19 protein-coding genes and 3 tRNA genes are annotated in these 21,180 nt (G+C 58.4%); 2 read left to right on the top strand and 20 right to left on the bottom strand.

Annotated features, from left to right (window positions below; translation table 11 throughout):
* Positions 1-12 precede the first annotated feature (12 nt).
* Entirely contained in the window at positions 13-312 is a 300-nt protein-coding gene (locus DXT77_RS03635) for a DUF6388 family protein (protein WP_119426760.1), read from the bottom strand.
* Between the two features lie 276 nt (positions 313-588).
* On the opposite strand from DXT77_RS03635, the gene DXT77_RS03630 reads away from it, so the two are divergent.
* Positions 589-1,092 carry a hypothetical protein gene (locus DXT77_RS03630; RefSeq protein WP_085711844.1) on the top strand — a complete coding sequence of 168 codons (504 nt, stop codon included), beginning with the start codon at positions 589-591 and terminating at the stop codon, positions 1,090-1,092.
* 7 nt (positions 1,093-1,099) lie between these two features.
* Here the strand turns inward: DXT77_RS03630 and DXT77_RS03625 are convergent.
* From DXT77_RS03625 to rlmE, 16 genes are all read right to left on the bottom strand, one after another.
* Positions 1,100-1,175: transfer RNA gene (locus DXT77_RS03625), tRNA-Thr, on the bottom strand.
* Positions 1,176-1,304: 129 nt separating this feature from the next.
* Positions 1,305-3,410: a polyribonucleotide nucleotidyltransferase gene (gene pnp / locus DXT77_RS03620; protein ID WP_119426655.1), complete on the bottom strand. Its 2,106-nt coding sequence runs from the start codon at positions 3,408-3,410 to the stop codon at positions 1,305-1,307.
* A 193-nt stretch (positions 3,411-3,603) separates the two neighbouring features.
* Positions 3,604-3,873 carry a 30S ribosomal protein S15 gene (gene rpsO / locus DXT77_RS03615; protein WP_085698397.1) on the bottom strand — a complete coding sequence of 90 codons (270 nt, stop codon included), beginning with the start codon at positions 3,871-3,873 and terminating at the stop codon, positions 3,604-3,606.
* Between the two features lie 115 nt (positions 3,874-3,988).
* Positions 3,989-4,906 carry a tRNA pseudouridine(55) synthase TruB gene (truB, locus tag DXT77_RS03610; protein WP_007953739.1) on the bottom strand — a complete coding sequence of 306 codons (918 nt, stop codon included), beginning with the start codon at positions 4,904-4,906 and terminating at the stop codon, positions 3,989-3,991.
* A 4-nt stretch (positions 4,907-4,910) separates the two neighbouring features.
* Positions 4,911-5,309 carry a 30S ribosome-binding factor RbfA gene (gene rbfA / locus DXT77_RS03605; RefSeq protein WP_119426654.1) on the bottom strand — a complete coding sequence of 133 codons (399 nt, stop codon included), beginning with the start codon at positions 5,307-5,309 and terminating at the stop codon, positions 4,911-4,913.
* A gap of 160 nt (positions 5,310-5,469) precedes the next feature.
* The gene (gene infB / locus DXT77_RS03600; RefSeq protein ID WP_085711845.1) at positions 5,470-7,989 is read right to left on the bottom strand and encodes a translation initiation factor IF-2; all 2,520 of its coding nucleotides are present in this window, start codon (positions 7,987-7,989) and stop codon (positions 5,470-5,472) included.
* Positions 7,990-8,016: 27 nt separating this feature from the next.
* A complete protein-coding gene (gene nusA, locus DXT77_RS03595; protein ID WP_003221546.1) occupies positions 8,017-9,498 on the bottom strand; it encodes a transcription termination factor NusA in 1,482 nt (493 codons plus the stop codon).
* Between the two features lie 47 nt (positions 9,499-9,545).
* Entirely contained in the window at positions 9,546-10,004 is a 459-nt protein-coding gene (gene rimP / locus DXT77_RS03590; protein WP_065260004.1) for a ribosome maturation factor RimP, read from the bottom strand.
* Between the two features lie 137 nt (positions 10,005-10,141).
* Positions 10,142-10,218: transfer RNA gene (locus DXT77_RS03585), tRNA-Met, on the bottom strand.
* Between the two features lie 97 nt (positions 10,219-10,315).
* Positions 10,316-10,401 (bottom strand) — tRNA-Leu (locus DXT77_RS03580).
* A 22-nt stretch (positions 10,402-10,423) separates the two neighbouring features.
* Positions 10,424-10,807: a preprotein translocase subunit SecG gene (secG, locus tag DXT77_RS03575; protein WP_011332406.1), complete on the bottom strand. Its 384-nt coding sequence runs from the start codon at positions 10,805-10,807 to the stop codon at positions 10,424-10,426.
* Positions 10,808-10,811: 4 nt separating this feature from the next.
* Positions 10,812-11,567 (bottom strand): triose-phosphate isomerase, encoded by a 756-nt coding sequence (tpiA, locus tag DXT77_RS03570; RefSeq protein ID WP_119426653.1) that lies wholly within the window; start codon positions 11,565-11,567, stop codon positions 10,812-10,814.
* A 65-nt stretch (positions 11,568-11,632) separates the two neighbouring features.
* Entirely contained in the window at positions 11,633-12,970 is a 1,338-nt protein-coding gene (gene glmM / locus DXT77_RS03565; RefSeq protein ID WP_119426652.1) for a phosphoglucosamine mutase, read from the bottom strand.
* A gap of 16 nt (positions 12,971-12,986) precedes the next feature.
* Positions 12,987-13,838 (bottom strand): dihydropteroate synthase, encoded by an 852-nt coding sequence (folP, locus tag DXT77_RS03560; RefSeq protein ID WP_119426651.1) that lies wholly within the window; start codon positions 13,836-13,838, stop codon positions 12,987-12,989.
* A gap of 8 nt (positions 13,839-13,846) precedes the next feature.
* Positions 13,847-15,757: an ATP-dependent zinc metalloprotease FtsH gene (gene ftsH / locus DXT77_RS03555; RefSeq protein WP_085711849.1), complete on the bottom strand. Its 1,911-nt coding sequence runs from the start codon at positions 15,755-15,757 to the stop codon at positions 13,847-13,849.
* A gap of 202 nt (positions 15,758-15,959) precedes the next feature.
* A complete protein-coding gene (gene rlmE / locus DXT77_RS03550; protein WP_085711850.1) occupies positions 15,960-16,589 on the bottom strand; it encodes a 23S rRNA (uridine(2552)-2'-O)-methyltransferase RlmE in 630 nt (209 codons plus the stop codon).
* Between the two features lie 101 nt (positions 16,590-16,690).
* Between rlmE and DXT77_RS03545 the strand changes: the two genes are divergently transcribed.
* Positions 16,691-16,999 (top strand): YhbY family RNA-binding protein, encoded by a 309-nt coding sequence (locus tag DXT77_RS03545; RefSeq protein ID WP_011332401.1) that lies wholly within the window; start codon positions 16,691-16,693, stop codon positions 16,997-16,999.
* A 9-nt stretch (positions 17,000-17,008) separates the two neighbouring features.
* Here the strand turns inward: DXT77_RS03545 and DXT77_RS03540 are convergent, their stop codons facing one another.
* The 3 genes from DXT77_RS03540 to carB are packed head-to-tail and all read right to left on the bottom strand — an operon-like array spanning position 17,009 to position 21,136.
* Positions 17,009-17,413, bottom strand: coding sequence for an MFS transporter (locus tag DXT77_RS03540; RefSeq protein ID WP_119426650.1), 405 nt, complete (start codon positions 17,411-17,413; stop codon positions 17,009-17,011).
* Between the two features lie 28 nt (positions 17,414-17,441).
* Positions 17,442-17,918 carry a transcription elongation factor GreA gene (gene greA, locus DXT77_RS03535; RefSeq protein ID WP_085711852.1) on the bottom strand — a complete coding sequence of 159 codons (477 nt, stop codon included), beginning with the start codon at positions 17,916-17,918 and terminating at the stop codon, positions 17,442-17,444.
* On the bottom strand, positions 17,915-21,136 hold the full coding sequence (gene carB / locus DXT77_RS03530) for a carbamoyl-phosphate synthase large subunit (RefSeq protein WP_119426649.1): 3,222 nt from the start codon (positions 21,134-21,136) through the stop codon (positions 17,915-17,917). The genes greA and carB overlap by 4 nt, the downstream gene beginning before the upstream one ends.
* Between the last annotated feature and the right edge of the window lie 44 nt (positions 21,137-21,180).

Genomic DNA, 21,180 nt, shown 5'->3' with positions numbered 1-21,180 from the left:
GGCGTTTTTGTTTCAGACCACCAGATTGTTCATCTCGCAGTACTCTTCCCAATCGACACCCAGCACTTCGGCCGCCTCCTTGTGCAGCTCCAGGCGCTTGGCCTCGAACTCCTCAGGCATGCTGGTGTACTTGAGGGTCAATTCCCACGGTTGCAGGCCCTGGGCTTCAGCTTCGTCTTCGAACGCCCACTGGATCTGGTCCTTCTGCTCATCGGGACTCAGGTCCTTGATCTCGTCCATCAACTCGGGCGCATCAAGTTTGTACTTCTCCAGCGCTTGTTCGTGGCGTTGCTCTTGGGTCAATTCAGTCATGGCGTTCTCGCTGATCATGGGAATGGAAGATGGATCTGGATCATCAAGGATCTCTCTGACGCGGATTGTCCGGCCTTCGGAACCATTCGGGATCATCTGAAAACTGCTGGGCGATGCTCATGCAGACAGCGAATATAGGACGTTTGGCGAGCGAATTACACGGGTCTTTACATCTCTCCCACAAAAAGTTGACCTGCGGAACATAAACCGGATTTCCAAGTCATAGCGATGTGCCATATCGGCACTCACCTTCGCTGTCCACAAGGAAACCCAGTGATGCGCAGCTTTTCGAAGATTTCTTCTGTTGTGTCCGCCACCGCTCTGACCGCCCTGCTGGGCACACTGGCCCTGCCGGCCAGCGCAATGGCCGTTGAACTGAGTAGCAGCAGCCCTTCGTATGGCGACCAGATCTCCGCCATTCACAACGATTTCGGCAAAGACGTGGTGATCAAGAGCGGTATCGGTGTCGAAGATCTGAAAAAGATGCGCGACACCGTCAACGACCAGTCGCGTCAGATCGAAGAACTCAAGCGCAGCAGCGGTTCGAGCTCAAGCTCCAGCGGCAGAGAGATTGATGATCTGAAGAGCAAGGTCAAGGAACAGGACCGTCAGATCGATACGCTGAGCCGTCAGGTCGACGACCTCAAGCGCAACAGCGGCTCAAGTTCCAGTTCCAACAACAGCGAAATCTCCAGCCTGAAGCAGAAGCTCAACGATCAGGATCGCGCGATGGATCAGCTCAAACGCACCGTCGAGGAGTTGAGCCGCAAGGTGAAATAAGGGGAAGTGGTGCCCGAGACAGGAATCGAACCTGCGACCTTCGCGTTACGAGTGCGCTGCTCTACCGGCTGAGCTACACGGGCGGTGGGCTAAACCTAGCACCGGTATTGAAGGTCGGCAACTTCGTAGAATGACTCGATATTTCGCAGACAAAAAAATGCCCCGCCGTTTTCACGGCGGGGCATTTTTATTGTGCTAAAGCGGCGGGGTGATTAAACGCCCGAAGCCTTGGCCGCTGCCACGTCTTTGATGGACAGCTTGATACGGCCGCGGTTGTCCACGTCCAGTACCAGCACTTCCACTTCCTGGCCTTCTTTCAGGATGTCGGTCACTTTCTCTACGCGAGCGTCGCTCAGCATCGAGATGTGCACCAGACCGTCCTTGCCCGGCAGGATGTTGACGAATGCGCCGAAGTCGACGATGCGCTCAACCTTGCCGACGTAGATCTTGCCGATCTCGGCTTCTGCGGTGATGCCCAGAACGCGCTGACGTGCCGCTTCAGCCGCTTCCTTGGTTTCGCCGAAGATCTTGATCGAACCGTCGTCTTCGATGTCGATCGAAGCCTTGGTTTCTTCGCAGATCGCACGGATGGTCGCGCCGCCTTTACCGATAACGTCACGGATCTTGTCGGTGTCGATCTTCATCGCGATCATGGTCGGAGCGTTGGCCGACAGCTCGGTACGCGACTGACCGATGATCTGGTTCATCTGGCCGAGGATGTTCAGGCGCGCTTCCAGGGCCTGGCCCAGAGCGATTTCCATGATCTCTTCGGTGATGCCCTTGATCTTGATGTCCATCTGCAGCGCGGTAACACCTTTGGCGGTACCGGCTACTTTGAAGTCCATGTCGCCCAGGTGGTCTTCGTCACCCAGGATGTCGGTCAGAACAGCGAATTTCTCGCCTTCTTTAACCAGACCCATGGCGATACCGGCAACCGGTGCCTTCATCGGAACACCAGCGTCCATCAGGGCCAGGGAAGCACCGCAAACGGAAGCCATCGAGCTCGAACCGTTGGATTCGGTGATTTCCGAAACCACACGGATGGTGTACGGGAACACGTCAGCGGCTGGCAGCATCGCCGAAACCGAACGACGGGCCAGACGGCCGTGACCGATTTCGCGACGACCGGCGCCCCCCATGCGACCACACTCGCCCACCGAGAACGGAGGGAAGTTGTAGTGCAGCATGAACGGGTCTTTTTTCTCGCCTTCCAGAGTGTCCAGCAGCTGTGCGTCACGGGCGGTGCCCAGCGTCGCGACGACCAGAGCCTGGGTTTCGCCACGGGTGAACAGTGCCGAACCGTGGGTCTTCGGCAGAACGCCGACTTCGATGTTCAGCGGACGTACGGTGCGGGTGTCGCGACCGTCGATACGTGGCTTGCCGTTTACGATGTTTTCGCGAACGGTGCGGTATTCGATTTCGCCGAAAGCGGCTTTGACGTCGGAAGCAGAAGGCTGGCCTTCTTCGCCGGACAGCTTGGCAACCACCTGGTCACGCAGCTCGCCCAGACGCGCATAACGGTCGGCCTTGATGGTGATGGTGTAAGCCTGGGAGATCGCTTCGCCGAACTCGGAACGGATGGCGGCCAGCAGCTCGGTAGCTTCCGGAGCCGGTGCCCAGGTCCAGGTTGGCTTGGCCGCTTCGGCAGCCAGTTCTTTGACTGCGTTGATCACGGCCTGGAACTCGTCGTGAGCAAACAGTACCGCGCCCAGCATCTGGTCTTCGGTCAGCTCTTTGGCTTCCGATTCAACCATCAGTACGGCGTCCGAAGTACCGGCAACGACCATGTCCAGGCTCGAAGCAGCTTGCTGCTCGTAGGTCGGGTTCAGCAGGTAGCCGGTGCTTTCGTGGAAAGCAACGCGGGCGGCGCCGATCGGGCCGTCGAACGGGATGCCCGAGATCGCCAGGGCAGCCGAGGTACCGATCATCGCAGCGATGTCCGGATCGGTCTTCTTGCTGGTGGAAACGACGGTGCAGACAACCTGCACTTCGTTCATGAAGCCTTCCGGGAACAGCGGACGGATCGGACGGTCGATCAGTCGGGAAGTCAGGGTTTCTTTCTCGGAAGGACGGCCTTCACGCTTGAAGAAACCGCCAGGGATCTTGCCGGCAGCGTAAGTCTTTTCCTGGTAGTGAACGGACAGAGGGAAGAAGCCCTTGCCCGGATCGGCTTGCTTGGCACCGACTACGGTCACCAATACGCTGACGTCGTCGTCAACGGTGACCAATACTGCGCCGGAGGCCTGACGGGCGATACGGCCAGTCTCGAGGGTAACGGTCGACTGACCGAACTGGAATTTTTTGATTACCGGGTTCACGGTGTCCTACCTTCTTTGTGGCTCTTGGGGGAACTGGTTTCTTGCGAAATTCTTGGGCAACGTCGGGAATCGGCCCGCTGATTGTCCGGGTAAAACGGTAGTTCAGATAAAACTTGAGGCTGGGAGCCTGCCATGCGCCAGCGGGAAACCCGTTGACGCACGACAGACAACCAACCTCTAGCGCAATCGCTGATTAGCGACGCAGACCCAGGCGAGCGATCAGAGCGCTGTAACGGCTCAGGTCCTTGCCTTTCAGGTAGTCCAGCAGCTTGCGACGCTGGTTAACCATGCGGATCAGACCACGACGGGAGTGGTGGTCTTTACCGTTGGCCTTGAAGTGACCTTGCAGTTTGTTGATGTTGGCGGTCAGCAGTGCAACTTGCACTTCTGGCGAACCAGTGTCACCAACAGCTTGCTGGTAGTCAGCTACGATTTGGGCTTTTTCTTGAACGTCGAGAGCCATGAGGCAATCCTTTTATCAGGAAACCGTTACAAAAACGGTTTCAACAGGCCAGGGACAAATCCCTGTATCTATAAATGAGTAGTGACCGTGCCTGTTAACAGCCACACTCGTTCGGTCATTCTGACCGAATCAGTCGACGCGGCGCGATGCGCCCGTCTTCGCTCACTTCACCGATACCGATGAAGCGACCGTTATGATCCTGTACCCGCACCATGCCGAACTTCGGAGCATCCGGGGCACGTACCGGCTGGCCGTTGAGCCAGTAGAACGCGCTCGCTTCCGAGAACTGCAGCAGTGGCCAATCCTGCAGGCCGCTGTCCGATGGCATCAGGAAGCGGTCGACCGCTTCGTTGCCGCCTTCGGCATGTACCGCTTCCAGCTCTTCGAGGGTCACGGTCTGCGCCAGGGTGAAAGGCCCGGCCTGGGTACGACGCAGTTCAGCGACGTACGCACCACAACCGAGTTGCTCACCGATATCCTCCACCAGGGTACGAATATAGGTGCCCTTGCTGCAATCCACCGCAAGACGCGCAGTATCGCCTTCGAAGGCCAGCAATTCCAAGCGCGCAATAGTAACAGAACGCGGTTCGCGCTCCACTACTTCGCCTGCACGGGCCAGCTTGTACAGCGGCTGACCATCACGCTTGAGAGCCGAGTACATCGGCGGTATCTGACTGATTTGACCGCGAAATTTCGGCAGGACCGCTTCAATGTCGGCCTGACCAACGGTCACCGGGCGCTCCTGCAAAACCTCGCCTTCGGCGTCTGCCGTGGTGGTGGTTTTGCCCAGTTGCGCCAGGGTTTCGTAACCTTTGTCGGAATCGAGCAGGTACTGCGAGAACTTGGTCGCCTCGCCAAAGCACAGCGGCAACACGCCGGTGGCCAGCGGGTCGAGACTGCCGGTGTGACCGGCCTTCTCGGCGTTGAGCAGCCAGCGAACCTTCTGCAACGCGGCGTTGGAGGTGAACCCCAGCGGCTTGTCGAGCAGGATGATGCCGCTGACGTTACGACGGATACGTTTGACCTGAGCCACCGAGTTACTCCTTGGTGTCTTCGGGTGCAGCAGTTTCGTGCTGGCTGTCTTCGGCCACCGCGCGCTCGATCAGAGCCGACAGGTGTGCACCACGGGCGACACTCTCGTCGTAGTGGAAATGCAATTGCGGCACGCTGCGCAGCTTCATTTCGCGCCCTAGCTGCATACGCAGGAAGCCGGCGGCGGCGTTGAGCACCTTGATGGTCTGTGCGATATCGGCAGCGCCTTCCTGCCCCATCACGGTGATGAAGATCTTCGCGTGACCGACGTCACGGCTGACATCAACAGCGGTAATGGTGACCAGGCCAACACGCGGATCTTTGACTTCACGACGGATCAGCTGGGCCAGCTCGCGCTGCATCTGATCGCCGATACGTTGGGTACGGCTGTATTCTTTTGCCATGATTTGTTACCTGTTACTGCCCTGCGGTGAAACCCGCAAGGTCTGAAAGCGGCAAACGCCCGGCCTGACAAAAAGCCAGACCGGGCGTTGCGTTTAGAGTCCTGACGCCGTGCCGCGCATTTTCATGCGACGACCCGACGTGGCCCTTGAAGTGCGCGAGTCAGAGGCTGCGAGCAACCTGAACCTTCTCGAAGACTTCGATCTTGTCACCGACCTTGACGTCGTTGTAGCTCTTCACGCCGATACCGCATTCCATGCCGGCACGTACTTCGGAAGCGTCATCCTTGAAGCGGCGCAGGGATTCCAGCTCGCCTTCGAAGATCACGATGTCTTCACGCAGTACACGGATCGGACGGTTACGGTGAACAGTACCCTCGATCACCATGCAGCCGGCGATGGCGCCGAACTTAGGCGAACGGAACACGTCACGGACTTCGGCCACACCGAGGATGTTCTCGCGAACATCGCTGCCAAGCATGCCGGTCAGGGCTTTCTTGACGTCTTCGATGATGTCGTAGATCACGTTGTAGTAACGCATGTCCAGACCTTCCTGCTCGACGATCTTCCGTGCGCCGGCATCGGCACGCACGTTGAAGCCGAACAGTACAGCGTTGGAAGCCAGTGCCAGGTTGGCGTCGGATTCGGTGATACCACCGACACCGCCACCGACCACGCGCACTTGCACTTCGTCGTTGCCCAGGCCGTTCAGAGCGCCCTGCAGTGCTTCCAGCGAACCACGGACGTCGGATTTGAGGACGATGTTGAGCGTCTTCTTCTCTTCCTGACCCATGCTTTCGAAGATGTTTTCCAGCTTGCCGGCGTGAGCGCGAGCCAGTTTGACTTCGCGGAACTTGCCTTGACGGAACAGAGCCACTTCACGGGCTTTCTTCTCGTCGGCAACCACGCTCATCTCGTCGCCAGCATCAGGCGTACCGTCCAGGCCGAGGATCTCGACCGGAATGGCCGGGCCCGCTTCCTTGATCGGCTTGCCGTTCTCGTCGAGCATGGCGCGCACGCGGCCATAGTTCGAGCCGACCAGCACCATGTCGCCTTGACGCAGCGTACCGTCCTGAACCAGAACAGTCGCTACCGGGCCACGGCCCTTGTCCAGACGCGATTCAACCACGACACCACGGCCAGGAGCCGATGGGGTTGCAGTCAGCTCGAGAACTTCGGCTTGCAGCAATACCGCTTCAAGCAGTTCGTCGACGCCGGTACCCATTTTCGCCGAGACCGGAACGAATGGAGTGTCACCACCCCAGTCTTCGGAGGTCACGCCGTGGGCCGACAGTTCGCTACGGATGCGATCGAGATCAGCGCCCGGCTTGTCGATCTTGTTCACCGCAACCACCAGAGGAACGCCAGCCGCCTGAGCGTGCTGAACGGCTTCGATGGTTTGTGGCATCACGCCGTCGTCCGCCGCAACCACCAGGATCACGATGTCGGTCGCCTTGGCACCACGGGCACGCATTGCGGTAAACGCGGCGTGACCCGGGGTGTCGAGGAAGGTGACCATGCCGCGTTCGGTTTCAACGTGGTAGGCACCGATGTGCTGGGTGATACCACCGGCTTCGCCAGCGGCTACCTTGGCACGACGGATGTAGTCGAGCAGCGAGGTCTTGCCGTGGTCAACGTGACCCATTACGGTCACAACCGGCGCACGAGGAACAGCCTCACCTTCAAACTTGAGGGACTCGGCCAGGGAATCTTCCAGGGCGGTGTCGCTGACCAGGGTCACTTTGTGGCCCAGTTCTTCGGCTACCAGTTGAGCAGTTTCCTGATCAAGCACCTGGTTGATGGTCGCTGGAGTACCCAGTTTGAACATGAACTTGATGATTTCAGCAGCCTTCACCGACATCTGCTGAGCGAGATCGCCAACAGTGATGGTTTCGCCGATCTTCACTTCACGCACGACAGGGCCGGTCGGGCTCTGGAAACCGTGGGCGTTGCGTTTCTTCAGCTTGGCCTTGCCGCGACCGCCGCGACGGAAGCCATCGCTTTCTTCGTCGGTAGTGCGTGGCGCCACACGTGGAGCCGGTGCCTTTTCCTTGACCGAAGCGCGATGCGGAGCGTTCTTGCGCTCGCCATCGCCGCTGCCGCGACGGTTGTTGTCGTCGGCGCGTGGCTTGTCCGGACGGCGCTGTTCGTCACGCTTGCGAGTGTCGGCAGCTGGCGCAGCAGCCACAACCGGTGCAGCTTCGCGCACGGGTTCAGCGGCTGGCGCAGGCGCAGCAACAGGCTCGGCGGAAGCGGTCGGTGCAGCAGCAGGCTGGCGACGCGCTTCTTCTTCGGCGCGAACACGGGCTTCTTCTTCAGCCTTTTGACGGGCAGCATTTTCTACTGCGCGACGCTCATCCAGTTCACGCTTGCGCTCGGCTTCGATTTCTTCCGGGCTACGCTGTACGAAAACTTTCTTCTTGCGGACTTCAACGCTGATGCTTTTGCTGCCAGCCACACGCAGGGTGCTGGTGGTTTTACGCTGCAGCGTGATCTTGCGTGGTTCTTCCACTTTCGCCTTGTGGCTGCTCTTCAAGTGAGTCAGCAGGGATTGCTTCTCACTGTCAGTCACATGTTCTTCGGCGGCGGTGTGCGGCAGACCTGCCTCACGCATCTGCTGCAACAGGCGCTCTACCGGTGTTTTGACCTCATCGGCCAGTTGTTTCACCGTGACTTGCGTCATGCATTTCTCTCCTCAGGCCGCGCCTAATTACTCGAACCAGTGGGCTCGGGCGGCCATGATCAACTTGCCGGCACGATCATCGTCAATGCCGTCGATGTCGAGCAGGTCGTCAATAGACTGCTCGGCCAGGTCTTCGCGGGTAATTACGCCGCGCACCGCCAGTTCCATCGCCAAATCCTTGTCCATACCCTCAAGCGAGAGCAGGTCTTCGGCCGGATGGGCGTCTGCCAGCTTTTCCTCAGTAGCGATGGCTTTGGTCAACAAGCGATCCTTGGCACGAGCGCGAAGCTCGTTGACGATGTCTTCGTCAAAGCCGTCGATGTTGAGCATTTCTTCCAACGGTACGTAGGCAATCTCTTCCAGGCTGGTGAAGCCTTCGTCGACCAGCACCTGAGCCAGTTCTTCGTCGACTTCCAGCTCGTCGATGAAGTTGCGCAGGATGTCACCGGTCTCCGCTTGTTGCTTAGCCTGGATGTCCGATTCGGTCATCACGTTCAGGGTCCAGCCAGTCAGCTGGCTCGCCAGACGCACGTTCTGACCACCACGACCGATGGCCTGAGCCAGATTGTCTGCGCCAACGGCGATGTCCATGGCGTGGGCATCTTCGTCAACGATGATGGCCGCCACTTCTGCCGGCGACATGGCATTGATCACGAACTGCGCCGGGTTGTCGTCCCACAGGACGATGTCGACACGCTCGCCACCCAACTCGCCCGACACGGCCTGGACGCGCGAACCGCGCATACCGATGCACGCGCCCTGCGGGTCGATGCGCTTGTCCTTGGAGCGGACAGCGATCTTGGCGCGCGAACCCGGATCACGGGAAGCGGCCATGACTTCGATGAGGCCTTCAGCGATTTCCGGCACTTCGATACGGAACAGCTCGATCAGCATTTCCGGTGCGGTACGCGACAGGATCAACTGCGGGCCACGGTTCTCGGTGCGGATTTCCTTGAGCAGCGCACGCAGACGCACGCCAACACGGAAGGTTTCGCGAGAGATGATGTCTTCACGGGCCAGCAACGCCTCAGCGTTATTACCCAGGTCGACGATCACGTTGTCGCGGGTCACTTTTTTCACGGTGCCGGAGATGATTTCTCCCAGGCGCTCGCGATAAGCGTCGACCACTTGAGCGCGCTCGGCTTCGCGCACTTTCTGCACGATGACCTGCTTGGCGGTCTGCGCAGCAATGCGGCCGAATTCGATGGATTCGATCTTTTCTTCGACGACGTCACCGACCTTGGCACCAGGATGCGTTTCAGCAACCTTGCTTGGCCAGGTTTCGATGGCCGGATCATCGAGATCATTCTCTTCGACGACCGTCCAGCGACGGAAAGTTTCGTAAGAACCGGTGTGGCGATTGATTTCCACACGCAGATCAACTTCGTCTTCAAAACGCTTTTTGGTAGCAGTGGCCAGAGCCAGCTCCAGCGCTTCAAAAATTACGCTTGCCGGTACGCCCTTTTCATTGGATACCGACTCAACAACCAGCAGTACTTCTTTGCTCATCGTACGCCTCGCCTTTCGCAAGCCATTGGATCCGCGGGATCCGCGTCTCAGTCAAAACTGGGAATAATGTTGGCCTTGTCGATCATATCGATCGGCAACAGGAACTCATGGTCATCTACCTGCACCACGACATCCTGTTCTTCTACACCGCGCAGAAGGCCCTGAAAGTTGCGTCGTCCTTCAAAAGGCGAGCGCAGCCTGATCTTTACTTGTTCACCGGCAAATTTGGCAAACTGCTCAAGAGTGAACAGTGGGCGTTCCATGCCAGGCGAGGAAACTTCAAGGGTGTATTCAACGGAGATCGGATCTTCAACATCCAGCACACCGCTGATCTGACGGCTGACGATGGCGCAATCGTCCACCAGTACGCCGCCTTCCTTATCGATATAAACGCGCAACATTGAGTGACGACCTTGAGCCGAGAACTCAATACCCCAGCATTCATAGCCCAGGGCCACGACCACCGGGGCCAACAAGGCCTGCAACTCTTCTAGCTTGCTCGACACCTGAACCCCCTCGTGCATGTATGTGCATGCTTTGCAAAATAAAAAATGGGCGAAACGCCCATCCTTGAAACGCCGTCGAACAGCGGCGTTGAAAGTGTCCAGCTAACAAAAAGCCCCTTAAAAGGGGCTCCTTAAACTGGTTGCGGGGGCCGGATTTGAACCGACGACCTTCGGGTTATGAGCCCGACGAGCTACCAGACTGCTCCACCCCGCGACAAAGCTGGGGCGGAAGTATACGACCGATCCCCAGTAGGGTCAATGTAACCTTCCACCTGCAAGAAAGCCCGCAACAGCGGGCTCTCCTGACTAATTGGTACCGAGAAGGGGACTCGAACCCCTACACCCTATGGGCACAACCACCTCAAGGTTGCGTGTCTACCAATTCCACCACCTCGGCAATACTACGTTTGAAACCCTTCTTACTTCTGCTCTTGAGCTGGAGGTACGTCAGTCGCTGGAGTAGCCGACTTTTGCTCTTGAAGCACCGGGACATCATCAGAAGCCGGTTGTTGCTTTGGAACTTCCAACACTGCCGGATTTGGCAAACCTGCCTGAGTCAGCTGATGAGCCTTCTCTTTAGCAAAGTATCCTAACCCCAAGCTGGTTATGAAGAAACCGGCGGCAAGTATAGCAGTAAACTTACTAAGAAAGGTAGAGGAACCTTGGCTTCCGAACACAGTATTTGAAGCACCTGCTCCGAAAGACGCGCCAGCGTCCGCACCCTTACCCTGCTGCAGCAAAACCAGAGCAACTACGCCCAATGCACCCAGCAGATGAAAAACGACTACGACTGTTTCCAGCATTTTTTCAGTTTCCCGCGGCGCGACAGATCGCACCGAACTCATCTGCATTCAGGGAAGCTCCACCAATGAGCCCCCCATCGATATCCGGCATGCCGAACAGTTCGACCGCATTGGCCGCCTTCACGCTGCCGCCGTATAGAAGCCGCACATTTCGTGCGACCTCAGAATTCTCTGCCGCCAACTGCTCCCGAATGGCTTTATGCACATCCTGAGCCTGCTGCGGCGTTGCAGTCAGCCCGGTACCAATGGCCCAGACCGGCTCGTAAGCGATCACTGCATTGGCAAAAGCACCGACACCCAGCTCCTCGATGATGCTGCCCAGCTGACGCCCGACAACTTCAAGAGTCTTTCCGGCTTCGCGTTGCTCCAGGGTTTCCCCTACACACAACACCGGAATCAAGCCACATGCCTGCGCCGCTGCGAACTTGCGATTCAGCATTCCGTCTCGCTCGCCCATGATCTGGCGGCGCTCGGAGTGCCCGACAAGCACCAGGGAACAACCTGCATCCACCAACTGACTCGGTGCAATTTCACCGGTCAATGCACCTTGCATCGATTCCACCGCAGAATTCTGCGCGCCGACCGAAATCGACTTTCCTTTCAAGCCATCAATCACTTGATTGATATGCAGGCAAGGCGGGAATACCGCGACATCAACACCGCTTGGCAAGGCCAGATGACGAAGGCCATTGATCAGCTCAGCGACGCTGGCGCGGGTACCGTGCATCTTCCAGTTACCAGCTACCATAGGGCGACGCATGCTGTACCTCGTCGGTCAAAGTGGGCGCAGATGTTACCCAACACAATCATGGCTGGCAAGCCGTATCAGGCAGAAACTTCAGTTACCAGTTTTGCCAGTTCTTCGGCATAGCTGCGAACCTGGGTTTCGTCCTCGCCTTCGACCATGACACGCACCAGAGGCTCTGTCCCGGACTTGCGCAGAAGCACACGCCCACGACCCGCCATCGCCTCGGTCACACGCTTGCTGGCTTCCTTGACAGCCGGGTGATCGAGCGGACTGTCGCCACCGCCGAAACGGACATTGATCAACACCTGAGGGCACTTGCGCAACGCCTGACGGGTTTGCGCCAGACCTTCGTTTCGGGTTTTCAGCGCCATCAACACCTGCAGGGCTGCGATGATCGCATCACCTGTCGTTGTGTGGTTGAAGCAGACAACATGCCCCGAGTTCTCGCCACCCACCAGCCAATCGCGCTCAAGCAGCTCGGCAATCACATAACGGTCGCCGACATTTGCACGCACGAACGGAATACCGAGATCCGCCAGCGCCAGCTCCAGGCCAAGGTTGCTCATCAGCGTACCGACCACGCCACCCTGCAATTTGCCACGCTCATGCAGGTCGCGCGCAATAATGAAGATCAGCTCGTCGCCATCAACAATTGCACCCGTGTGATCAACCATCAGTACCCGGTCGCCATCGCCGTCAAATGCGATACCCAGGTCGGCATGCTCGGCAAGCACCGCAGCCTGCAGCTGCCCCATGTGCGTCGAGCCGCAGTTGTCGTTGATGTTCAGACCGTTTGGCTGGGCGGACAACACCACAACTTCGGCACCCAGCTCGCGGAATACACTTGGCGCGACTTTATAGGTCGCTCCGTGTGCGCAGTCGATCACGATCTTGAGACCGGCAAAACTGGTGTTGGTCGGCACACTGCTCTTGCAGAACTCGATGTATCGGCCGGACGCGTCATTGATTCGCGATACCTTGCCGATCTTGCTCGACTCGACAACAGTCATCGGCGCATCGAGCAACTCCTCGATCATCAGCTCCAGCTCATCCGGCAACTTGGTGCCGCGACCGGAGAAAAACTTGATGCCGTTATCGTCGTGAGGATTGTGCGATGCACTGATCACGATTCCTGCTTCTGCCTGGAAAGTACGCGACAGGTAGGCGATAGCCGGCGTCGGCATCGGACCGAGCAGCATCACATCAGCACCCGCCGACGTCAGGCCGGCTTCCAGCGCCGACTCGAACATATAACCGGAGATTCGTGTGTCCTTGCCAACAAGTACCTTGCAGGCACCCATTTTCCGGAATGCCATGCCCGCAGCCCAGCCGAGCTTGAGCATGAAGTCAGGCGTAATCGGGTATTCACCGACACGACCACGAATGCCGTCGGTACCAAAGTATTTCTTGCTCATAAGCGCTCCATCATTCTTATTCGGCTGATTCCACGGCCGCGATCATCCGCACAACATCCACCGTCTCCGCCACGTCATGGACGCGCAATATACGCGCCCCCTTGACGAATGCCAGCGCCGCCAGGGCCAAACCACCATGCAGACGTTCGCCCACAGGACGATTCAGGGCCTGTCCAATCATGCTTTTTCGCGATACACCAACCAGTAGAGGTCGCCCCAATGCATGAAGGGCATCCATGTGCTTGAACAAGCTTAGATTGTGCTGCAGGGTTTTGGCGAAGCCGAAGCCAGGATCAAGAATGATCCGCTCGGCAGGAATGCCGACCGAAGCGCATCGCTCCATACGCTCGGCGAGAAACTCACTCACTTCCCGGGTGACATCCTGATATTGCGGATTGTCCTGCATGTCACCCGGCTCACCCAGCATGTGCATCAGACAGACCGGCAACCCGGTGGCTGCGGCAGCATCCAGCGCACCGTCACGCTGCAGCGATCTCACGTCATTGATCAACCCGGCGCCCAGTCGCGCAGTTTCCCGCATGACCGCCGGAGTCGACGTATCGACAGAGATGATCACATCCAGCTCGCGATTGATCAGCTCCACGATCGGCGCCACACGCTCCAGCTCTTCGAGTGGCGAAACCGCTCGCGCACCAGGCCGAGTGGACTCTCCGCCAACATCGATCAGCGTCGCACCGGCCAACACCATTGCCTCGGCATGACGCAGGGCCGCGTCAAGCTGGCTGTATCGGCCACCATCGGAGAAGGAGTCGGGAGTGACATTGAGAATGCCCATGACATGTGTCCGGGCCAAATCAAGAACCCGGTTGCCGCAAGGCAACCGGGTCAGGGACTGTACAGAAGTCATTTCAAACCTTAAACGTCAGCAGCCGGACCGCCAATCGGTGTTTCCGGACGCTCATCCTGAACCACCGGAGGAGGCGTGCCAGTGCCGGTGCCACCCGACCAGTCACGAGGTTCGCGAGGTGTGCGCCCCGCCATGATGTCGTCGATCTGTTCAGCATCGATCGTCTCGTACTTCATCAAGGCATCTGCCATGGCATCGAGCTTGTCACGATTGTCGGTCAGGATCTGCTTGGCGGTGCCGTAGCACTGATCGATGATGCTGCGCACTTCCGAGTCGATCAGCTTAGCCGTTTCGCCCGAGAAGCTGGCGTTCTGACCGCCACCGCCACGACCGAGGAACACCTCGCCTTCTTCTTCCGCATACATCAACGGACCGAGTTTTTCAGACAGCCCCCACTTGGTCACCATGTTCCGTGCAATCTGGCTGGCACGCATGATGTCGTTGGAGGCGCCGGTAGTCACCCCGTCGAAGCCCAGTGTCATTTCTTCGGCGATACGGCCGCCGTACAGCGAGCAGATCTGACTGATCAACGCACGCTTGGACAGGCTGTAGCGATCTTCTTCCGGCAGGAACATGGTCACACCCAACGCGCGACCGCGCGGGATGATCGACACTTTGTAGACCGGATCATGCTCGGGCACAACGCGACCGACGATAGCGTGACCCGCTTCGTGGTAGGCAGTGTTCTGCTTTTCTTTCTCGGACATGACCATGGATTTGCGCTCGGCGCCCATCATGATCTTGTCTTTGGCCAGCTCGAACTCCTTCATCTCGACGATGCGTTTGCCGGCACGGGCAGCAAACAGCGAAGCCTCGTTGACCAGGTTGGCCAGGTCAGCACCGGAGAAGCCCGGAGTACCACGCGCGATAACGGCCGGAGCCACGTCATCACCCATTGGCACTTTACGCATGTGCACCTTGAGGATCTGCTCGCGACCACGGATGTCCGGCAGACCGACCACTACCTGACGGTCGAAACGACCCGGACGCAGCAGAGCCGGGTCCAGTACGTCAGGACGGTTGGTTGCAGCGATGACGATGATTCCGTCATTCATTTCGAAGCCGTCCATCTCCACCAGCAACTGGTTGAGGGTCTGCTCGCGCTCGTCGTGACCGCCACCCATGCCCGCGCCACGATGGCGACCAACGGCGTCGATCTCGTCAATGAAGATAATGCAGGGTGCGTGCTTCTTGGCCTGTTCGAACATGTCGCGAACACGGCTGGCACCCACACCGACGAACATTTCGACGAAGTCGGAACCGGAAATGGTGAAGAACGGCACCTTGGCTTCGCCGGCAATTGCCTTGGCCAGCAAGGTCTTACCGGTGCCCGGAGGACCAACCATCAGCACGCCGCGAGGAATACGGCCGCCCAGGCGCTGGAACTTGCCCGGATCACGGAGGAACTCGACCAGCTCACCAACTTCTTCCTTGGCTTCGTCGCAACCGGCAACGTCAGCCAGGGTGGTTTTCACCTGATCTTCGGACAGCAGACGCGCCTTGCTCTTGCCAAAGCTCATCGGCCCGCCCTTGCCGCCCGCACCGCCCTGCATCTGGCGCATGAAGAACATGAACACCGCGATGATCACCAGGATCGGGAAGCTGGCTACCAGAAGCTGGGTCCAGATGCTTTGCTGCTCAGGCTGCTTGCCTTCGACCACGACATGATTGTCGACCAGGTCGCCGATCAGGCCATTGTCCTGGATTGCCGGACGAATGGTCTTGAAGCTGTCGCCATCGTTGCGCTTGCCGGTAATCACGTAGCCGTCGACGGCCACGCGCTCGACCTTGCCATCCTTGACCTGCTGGATGAAGTCGGAATAGTTGAGGGTCTGCGGCTCGTTAGGGCTGGAGAAGTTGTTCATCACCGTCACCAGGACAGCCGCGATGATCAACCACAGGATCAGATTCTTTGCCATATCGTTCAATTAACTACCCTCTGAAGCAAGCTCCGCTACTGGCGCGCGCTTCGCATGATATTCACCGGCCTAACTTACTACATTACCTACAGCTCTGGCAGGCGCCGTCTGTAACCCTTTGTGAAACACTTTCTACACAATATTCGCTTATGCACGCGGGGCGAAATACGAAAAACCTATCACCCCGACAAAAAACCTTGTTTTACTCGCTGCGACCGCGATAACCCCAAGCCAGCATGTATTGCTCGCGGGAACTGTCGCGGGAAGAGTCCGGCTTGATCATCTGGACCTTGTCGAATTTCCGACGAGCGTCCTTCAGGTAAACATCGAACCCTTCACCCTGAAAAATCTTGATCAGGAAATTGCCGCCCGGCTTGAGAATCCGCTCCGCCAGGTCAAGCGCCAGCTCGCAAAGGAACATGGCTTTCGGCATATCTACGGCAGGCGTACCACTCATATTGGGGGCCATATCGGAAATCACAAGGTCCACCTGCGAATTACCCACCGCCTCAAGAATTTGAGCGAGCACTTCATCCTGAGTGAAATCCCCCTGAATGAAGGTCACGTCCGGAATGCTGTCCATTTCCAGGATGTCCGAGGCGATCAGACGCCCCTGGCCACCGATCAGCCGGCTGGTGACCTGAGACCAGCCGCCGGGCGCCGCGCCCAGGTCGACCACGCTCATGCCTGGGCGAATCAGTTTGTATTTCTCCTGGACTTCCAGAAGCTTGTAACTCGCACGCGAGCGGTAGCCATCCTTCTGCGCCTGTTTCACATAAGGATCGTTGACATGTCGTTTCAGCCAACCAAGGCTTGTCTTGGAACGCGCCATTGGGCACCTCGTTGATTAGGGTCGTGATTAATTGGGCGGATCCACGAGCCCTCGGGTAAAATGGCCGCCATTTTACAGAATCCAGACGAAAGGGTCAGATTATGCCGCTCACTCCAGAGCAGAAGAAACAGTACAAATCCATCGGCCACCACCTCAAACCAGTTTTGACGGTAGCTGACAACGGTTTGACTGAGGGTGTTTTAGCCGAACTCGAACGCGCTTTGGCAGATCACGAGCTGATCAAGATCAAGCTCAACATTCTCGATCGCGAGGCGCGCCTGGCGTCCGTTGCAGAGCTGTGCAAGGTCGGCAAGGCCGATCTGGTTCAGGTCATCGGCAAGATGGCACTGATTTATCGCAAGAACTTCAGCGTCAACAAGCAGCTGTCGAACGTCCATCGCTTCAAGTGATGACAAGGGTCAAGGGTGTGCTTCGCGCACCCTGCCACTCCACCCTGGCACCGGCTGCATCACCAGAACCAGCCCGGAAAAGCCCAGAACAAGATAGCTGAACACCTGCCAGCGCTGCGCATCCGGCCAGCCGACTCGCACTGCGACATACATCGCACTTGCATACAACGCCATCAGCAGCACTTGCCCGCGAAAATCTCGCCATAGACTGACAAGGCCTTCGGCCCGTACCAGCACCAAAGCCTGAAAAACCACGCACACGGCAGCAAAACCTACCACCGGCACTTCAAACGCACTGGCGACTTCGTCGATCAGCAGCGGTGCCAGCCCAATCTGACCCAGCACCGGTCGCAGACCGAGATGCACCAGCCACAGGCCGCCAACCCACAACATCTGGGTCAGCTGCCAGAGCATGGCGCCCGCCTGCAGCGGGCGCCCTGTTTCAGATGTGACGGACTTCGACAATCTCATACTCGATATCGCCGCCCGGCGTTTTCACGACGACCGTGTCGCCCTCTTCCTTGGCAATCAAGGCGCGGGCGATCGGCGAGCCGACCGAAATCTTGCCGAGCTTGATGTCCGCCTCGTCTTCACCAACGATCTGGTAAGTCACGCTTTCATCGGTCTCGACGTTGGCGATCTCGACGGTAGTGCCGAAAATCACTTTGCCGGTGTGCGGGATGGTCGTCACATCAATGATCACGGCATTCTGCATGCGACCTTCGATGTCACGGATCCGCGCCTCGACCATGCCCTGCTGTTCGCGGGCGGCATGGTATTCGGCGTTTTCCTTCAAGTCACCCAACTCGCGGGCCGTACCGATGTCCTGGCTGAGCTTCGGACGAACGACCTTGGTCAGATGAGCGTGTTCCTCTTCCAGGGCTTTCGCGCCCTGGACGGTCATTGGGTATTTATTCATGCCTTCAATCCTGCGTGTAGATCCTGCAAGCGGCGCACGGTCTTCTCGGGACCGAACTTCAGCGCTTCGCAGATGGCTTCGCCAGCAGCAATGGTGGTGGTGCAGTAGATCTTGTGCTGCAAGGCGTTACGACGAATGGAGTAAGAGTCGGCGATCGACTGACGACCTTCGGTGGTGTTAATGATCAGCGTGACTTCGTCATTCTTGATCATGTCGACCACGTGCGGACGACCCTCGGTCACCTTGTTCACGCGACGCACTTTCAGACCTGCAGCCTCGATCAGCTTGGCAGTGCCGGCAGTGGCGACCACTTCGAAGCCCAAGTTGATCAGATCACGAGCCACACCTGCAACCAGCGGCTTGTCGTCATCACGCACGCTGATGAACGCAGTACCGCCGGTCGGCAGCACTTCGCTCGCACCCATCTGGGCTTTGGCAAAGGCTTCGCCGAAGGTATCGCCGACACCCATCACTTCACCGGTGGACTTCATCTCCGGGCCGAGGATCGGGTCAACGCCAGGGAATTTGGCGAACGGGAACACCGCCTCTTTCACGCTGTAGAAGTTCGGGATGATTTCCTTGGTGAAGCCGATTTCCTTCAGAGTTTTACCGGCCATCACGCGAGCCGCGATCATGGCCAGGGAAACACCGATGCACTTCGACACGAACGGTACGGTACGGGAAGCACGCGGGTTGACTTCGATGACGTAGATGTCTTCGCCTTGCAGCGCCAGCTGAACGTTCATCAGGCCGACCACGCCCAGCTCCAGGGCCATTTTCTTGACCTGTTCGCGCATCTCGTCCTGGATGTGCGCCGGCAGCGAGTACGGCGGCAGCGAGCACGCGGAGTCACCGGAGTGAACGCCCGCCTGTTCGATGTGCTGCATGATCGCGCCGATCACTACATCCTTGCCGTCGCAGACCGCATCCACGTCCATCTCGATGGCGCAGTTGAGGAAGTGGTCGAGCAGCACCGGGCTGTCGTTCGACACTTGCACCGCGTCACGCAGGTAACGCTTGAGCTCTTCTTCCTTGTAGACGATTTCCATTGCCCGGCCGCCCAGTACGTAGGACGGACGAACCACCAGCGGATAACCGATCTTCGCGGCAGCGCGAACGGCTTCGTCTTCGCTGCGCACGGTAGCGTTTGGCGGCTGACGCAGGTTCAGACGCTCGACCATCTGTTGGAAGCGCTCACGGTCTTCGGCGCGGTCGATGGCGTCAGGGCTGGTGCCGATGATCGGCACGCCGGCCGCTTCGAGGGCGCGAGCCAGTTTCAGCGGAGTCTGGCCGCCGTACTGGACGATAACACCTTTCGGCTTCTCGACACGGCAGATTTCCAGCACGTCTTCCAGGGTCACCGGCTCGAAGTACAGACGGTCGGAAGTGTCGTAGTCAGTGGAAACGGTTTCCGGGTTGCAGTTGACCATGATGGTTTCGTAGCCGTCTTCGCGCAGGGCGAGAGCGGCGTGTACGCAGCAGTAGTCGAATTCGATGCCTTGGCCGATACGGTTCGGACCGCCACCAAGGATGATGATCTTGTCACGACCGGACGGCGCCGCTTCGCACTCTTCCTCGTAAGTCGAGTACAGGTAAGCGGTGTCGGTGGCGAACTCGGCAGCGCAGGTGTCGACGCGCTTGTAGACCGGGAACACTTCCAGCTTTTGACGGTGAGTGCGCAGGTTCTTCTCGGTGACGCCCAGCAGCTTGGCCAGACGCTGGTCGGAGAAGCCTTTGCGCTTGAGCTTGAACATCAGGTCGCGGTCGATAGCGGACAGACCCAGGGTCTTGACCTTCTCTTCGTCCTTGATCAGATCTTCGATCTGCACCAGGAACCACGGGTCGATCATGTTCATGCCGAAGATTTCTTCGACGGTCATGCCGGCGCGGAAAGCGTCCGCCACGTACCAGATACGCTCGGCGCCCGGCACGGTCAGTTCGCGCTTGAGCACGCTCATGCTTTCCGGATTGCTCAGGTCGACTTTCTCGTCCAGACCGCAAACGCCCACTTCCAGACCGCGCAGGGCTTTCTGCAGGGATTCCTGGAAGGTACGGCCGATGGCCATGACTTCGCCTACGGATTTCATTTGAGTGGTCAGACGCGCATCAGCGTTGGCGAACTTCTCGAAGGCGAAGCGCGGCATCTTGGTGACGACGTAGTCGATGGACGGCTCGAAGGACGCCGGGGTCTTGCCGCCAGTGATGTCGTTCGACAGCTCGTCGAGGGTGTAGCCGACTGCCAGTTTGGCCGCGACCTTGGCAATCGGGAAACCGGTGGCTTTCGAAGCCAGGGCCGACGAACGTGATACACGCGGGTTCATTTCGATCACGACCATGCGGCCGGTGTTCGGGCAGATACCGAACTGAACGTTGGAACCACCGGTCTCGACACCGATCTCGCGCAGCACTGCCAGCGAGGCGTTACGCAGGATCTGGTATTCCTTGTCGGTCAGGGTCTGGGCTGGAGCCACGGTGATCGAGTCACCGGTGTGCACGCCCATCGGGTCGAAGTTTTCGATCGAGCAGACGATGATGCAGTTGTCCTTTTTGTCGCGGACAACTTCCATTTCATATTCTTTCCAGCCGATCAGCGATTCGTCGATCAGCAGTTCCTTGGTCGGCGACAGGTCCAGACCACGGGCGCAGATTTCTTCGAACTCTTCACGGTTGTAAGCGATACCGCCACCCGTGCCGCCCATGGTGAAGGACGGACGGATGATGCACGGGAAGCCCAGACGTTCGAGCACCGCGTTGGCTTCTTCCATGCTGTGGGCGATACCGGAACGCGGACATTCCAGGCCGATGGCCTTCATTGCCTTGTCGAAACGCGAACGGTCTTCAGCCTTGTCGATGGTGTCGGCGTTGGCGCCGATCATCTCAACGCCGAACTTCTCCAGAACGCCTTCGCGTTCCAGGTCCAGGGCGCAGTTCAGAGCGGTCTGGCCGCCCATGGTTGGCAGCACCGCATCCGGACGCTCTTTTTCGATGATCTTGGCAACGGTCTGCCACTTGATCGGCTCGATGTAGGTGGCGTCGGCCATGTCCGGGTCGGTCATGATGGTGGCCGGGTTGGAGTTCACCAGGATGACGCGGTAACCCTCTTCGCGCAGGGCTTTACAGGCCTGGGCGCCGGAGTAGTCGAATTCGCAGGCCTGGCCGATAACGATCGGGCCAGCGCCGAGAATCAGGATGCTTTTAATGTCTGTACGTTTTGGCATGGGTTTGTCACTCAAATCCGCAGGTCAGTCGGCAAGCCGTCTTG

It is taken from the genome of Pseudomonas sp. 91RF (assembly GCF_003576265.1).
GTDB classification, from domain to species: domain Bacteria; phylum Pseudomonadota; class Gammaproteobacteria; order Pseudomonadales; family Pseudomonadaceae; genus Aquipseudomonas; species Aquipseudomonas kribbensis.
This window is presented reverse-complemented; position numbering and strand designations above follow the sequence as displayed.

What these genes read in the sequence shown, in the direction of transcription:
- nusA (WP_003221546.1), bottom strand. Translation starts at nt 9,498, where the DNA reads ATGAGCAAAGAAGTACTGCTGGTTGTTGAGTCGGTATCCAATGAAAAG.
- glmM (WP_119426652.1), bottom strand. Translation starts at nt 12,970, where the DNA reads ATGAGCAAGAAATACTTTGGTACCGACGGCATTCGTGGTCGTGTCGGT.
- DXT77_RS03545 (WP_011332401.1), top strand. Translation starts at nt 16,691, where the DNA reads ATGCCGCTCACTCCAGAGCAGAAGAAACAGTACAAATCCATCGGCCAC.
- secG (WP_011332406.1), bottom strand. Translation starts at nt 10,807, where the DNA reads ATGCTGGAAACAGTCGTAGTCGTTTTTCATCTGCTGGGTGCATTGGGC.
- folP (WP_119426651.1), bottom strand. Translation starts at nt 13,838, where the DNA reads ATGACTTCTGTACAGTCCCTGACCCGGTTGCCTTGCGGCAACCGGGTT.
- rlmE (WP_085711850.1), bottom strand. Translation starts at nt 16,589, where the DNA reads ATGGCGCGTTCCAAGACAAGCCTTGGTTGGCTGAAACGACATGTCAAC.
- DXT77_RS03540 (WP_119426650.1), bottom strand. Translation starts at nt 17,413, where the DNA reads ATGCTCTGGCAGCTGACCCAGATGTTGTGGGTTGGCGGCCTGTGGCTG.
- carB (WP_119426649.1), bottom strand. Translation starts at nt 21,136, where the DNA reads ATGCCAAAACGTACAGACATTAAAAGCATCCTGATTCTCGGCGCTGGC.
- greA (WP_085711852.1), bottom strand. Translation starts at nt 17,918, where the DNA reads ATGAATAAATACCCAATGACCGTCCAGGGCGCGAAAGCCCTGGAAGAG.
- ftsH (WP_085711849.1), bottom strand. Translation starts at nt 15,757, where the DNA reads ATGGCAAAGAATCTGATCCTGTGGTTGATCATCGCGGCTGTCCTGGTG.
- rpsO (WP_085698397.1), bottom strand. Translation starts at nt 3,873, where the DNA reads ATGGCTCTCGACGTTCAAGAAAAAGCCCAAATCGTAGCTGACTACCAG.
- DXT77_RS03635 (WP_119426760.1), bottom strand. Translation starts at nt 312, where the DNA reads ATGACTGAATTGACCCAAGAGCAACGCCACGAACAAGCGCTGGAGAAG.
- rbfA (WP_119426654.1), bottom strand. Translation starts at nt 5,309, where the DNA reads ATGGCAAAAGAATACAGCCGTACCCAACGTATCGGCGATCAGATGCAG.
- infB (WP_085711845.1), bottom strand. Translation starts at nt 7,989, where the DNA reads ATGACGCAAGTCACGGTGAAACAACTGGCCGATGAGGTCAAAACACCG.
- DXT77_RS03630 (WP_085711844.1), top strand. Translation starts at nt 589, where the DNA reads ATGCGCAGCTTTTCGAAGATTTCTTCTGTTGTGTCCGCCACCGCTCTG.
- tpiA (WP_119426653.1), bottom strand. Translation starts at nt 11,567, where the DNA reads ATGCGTCGCCCTATGGTAGCTGGTAACTGGAAGATGCACGGTACCCGC.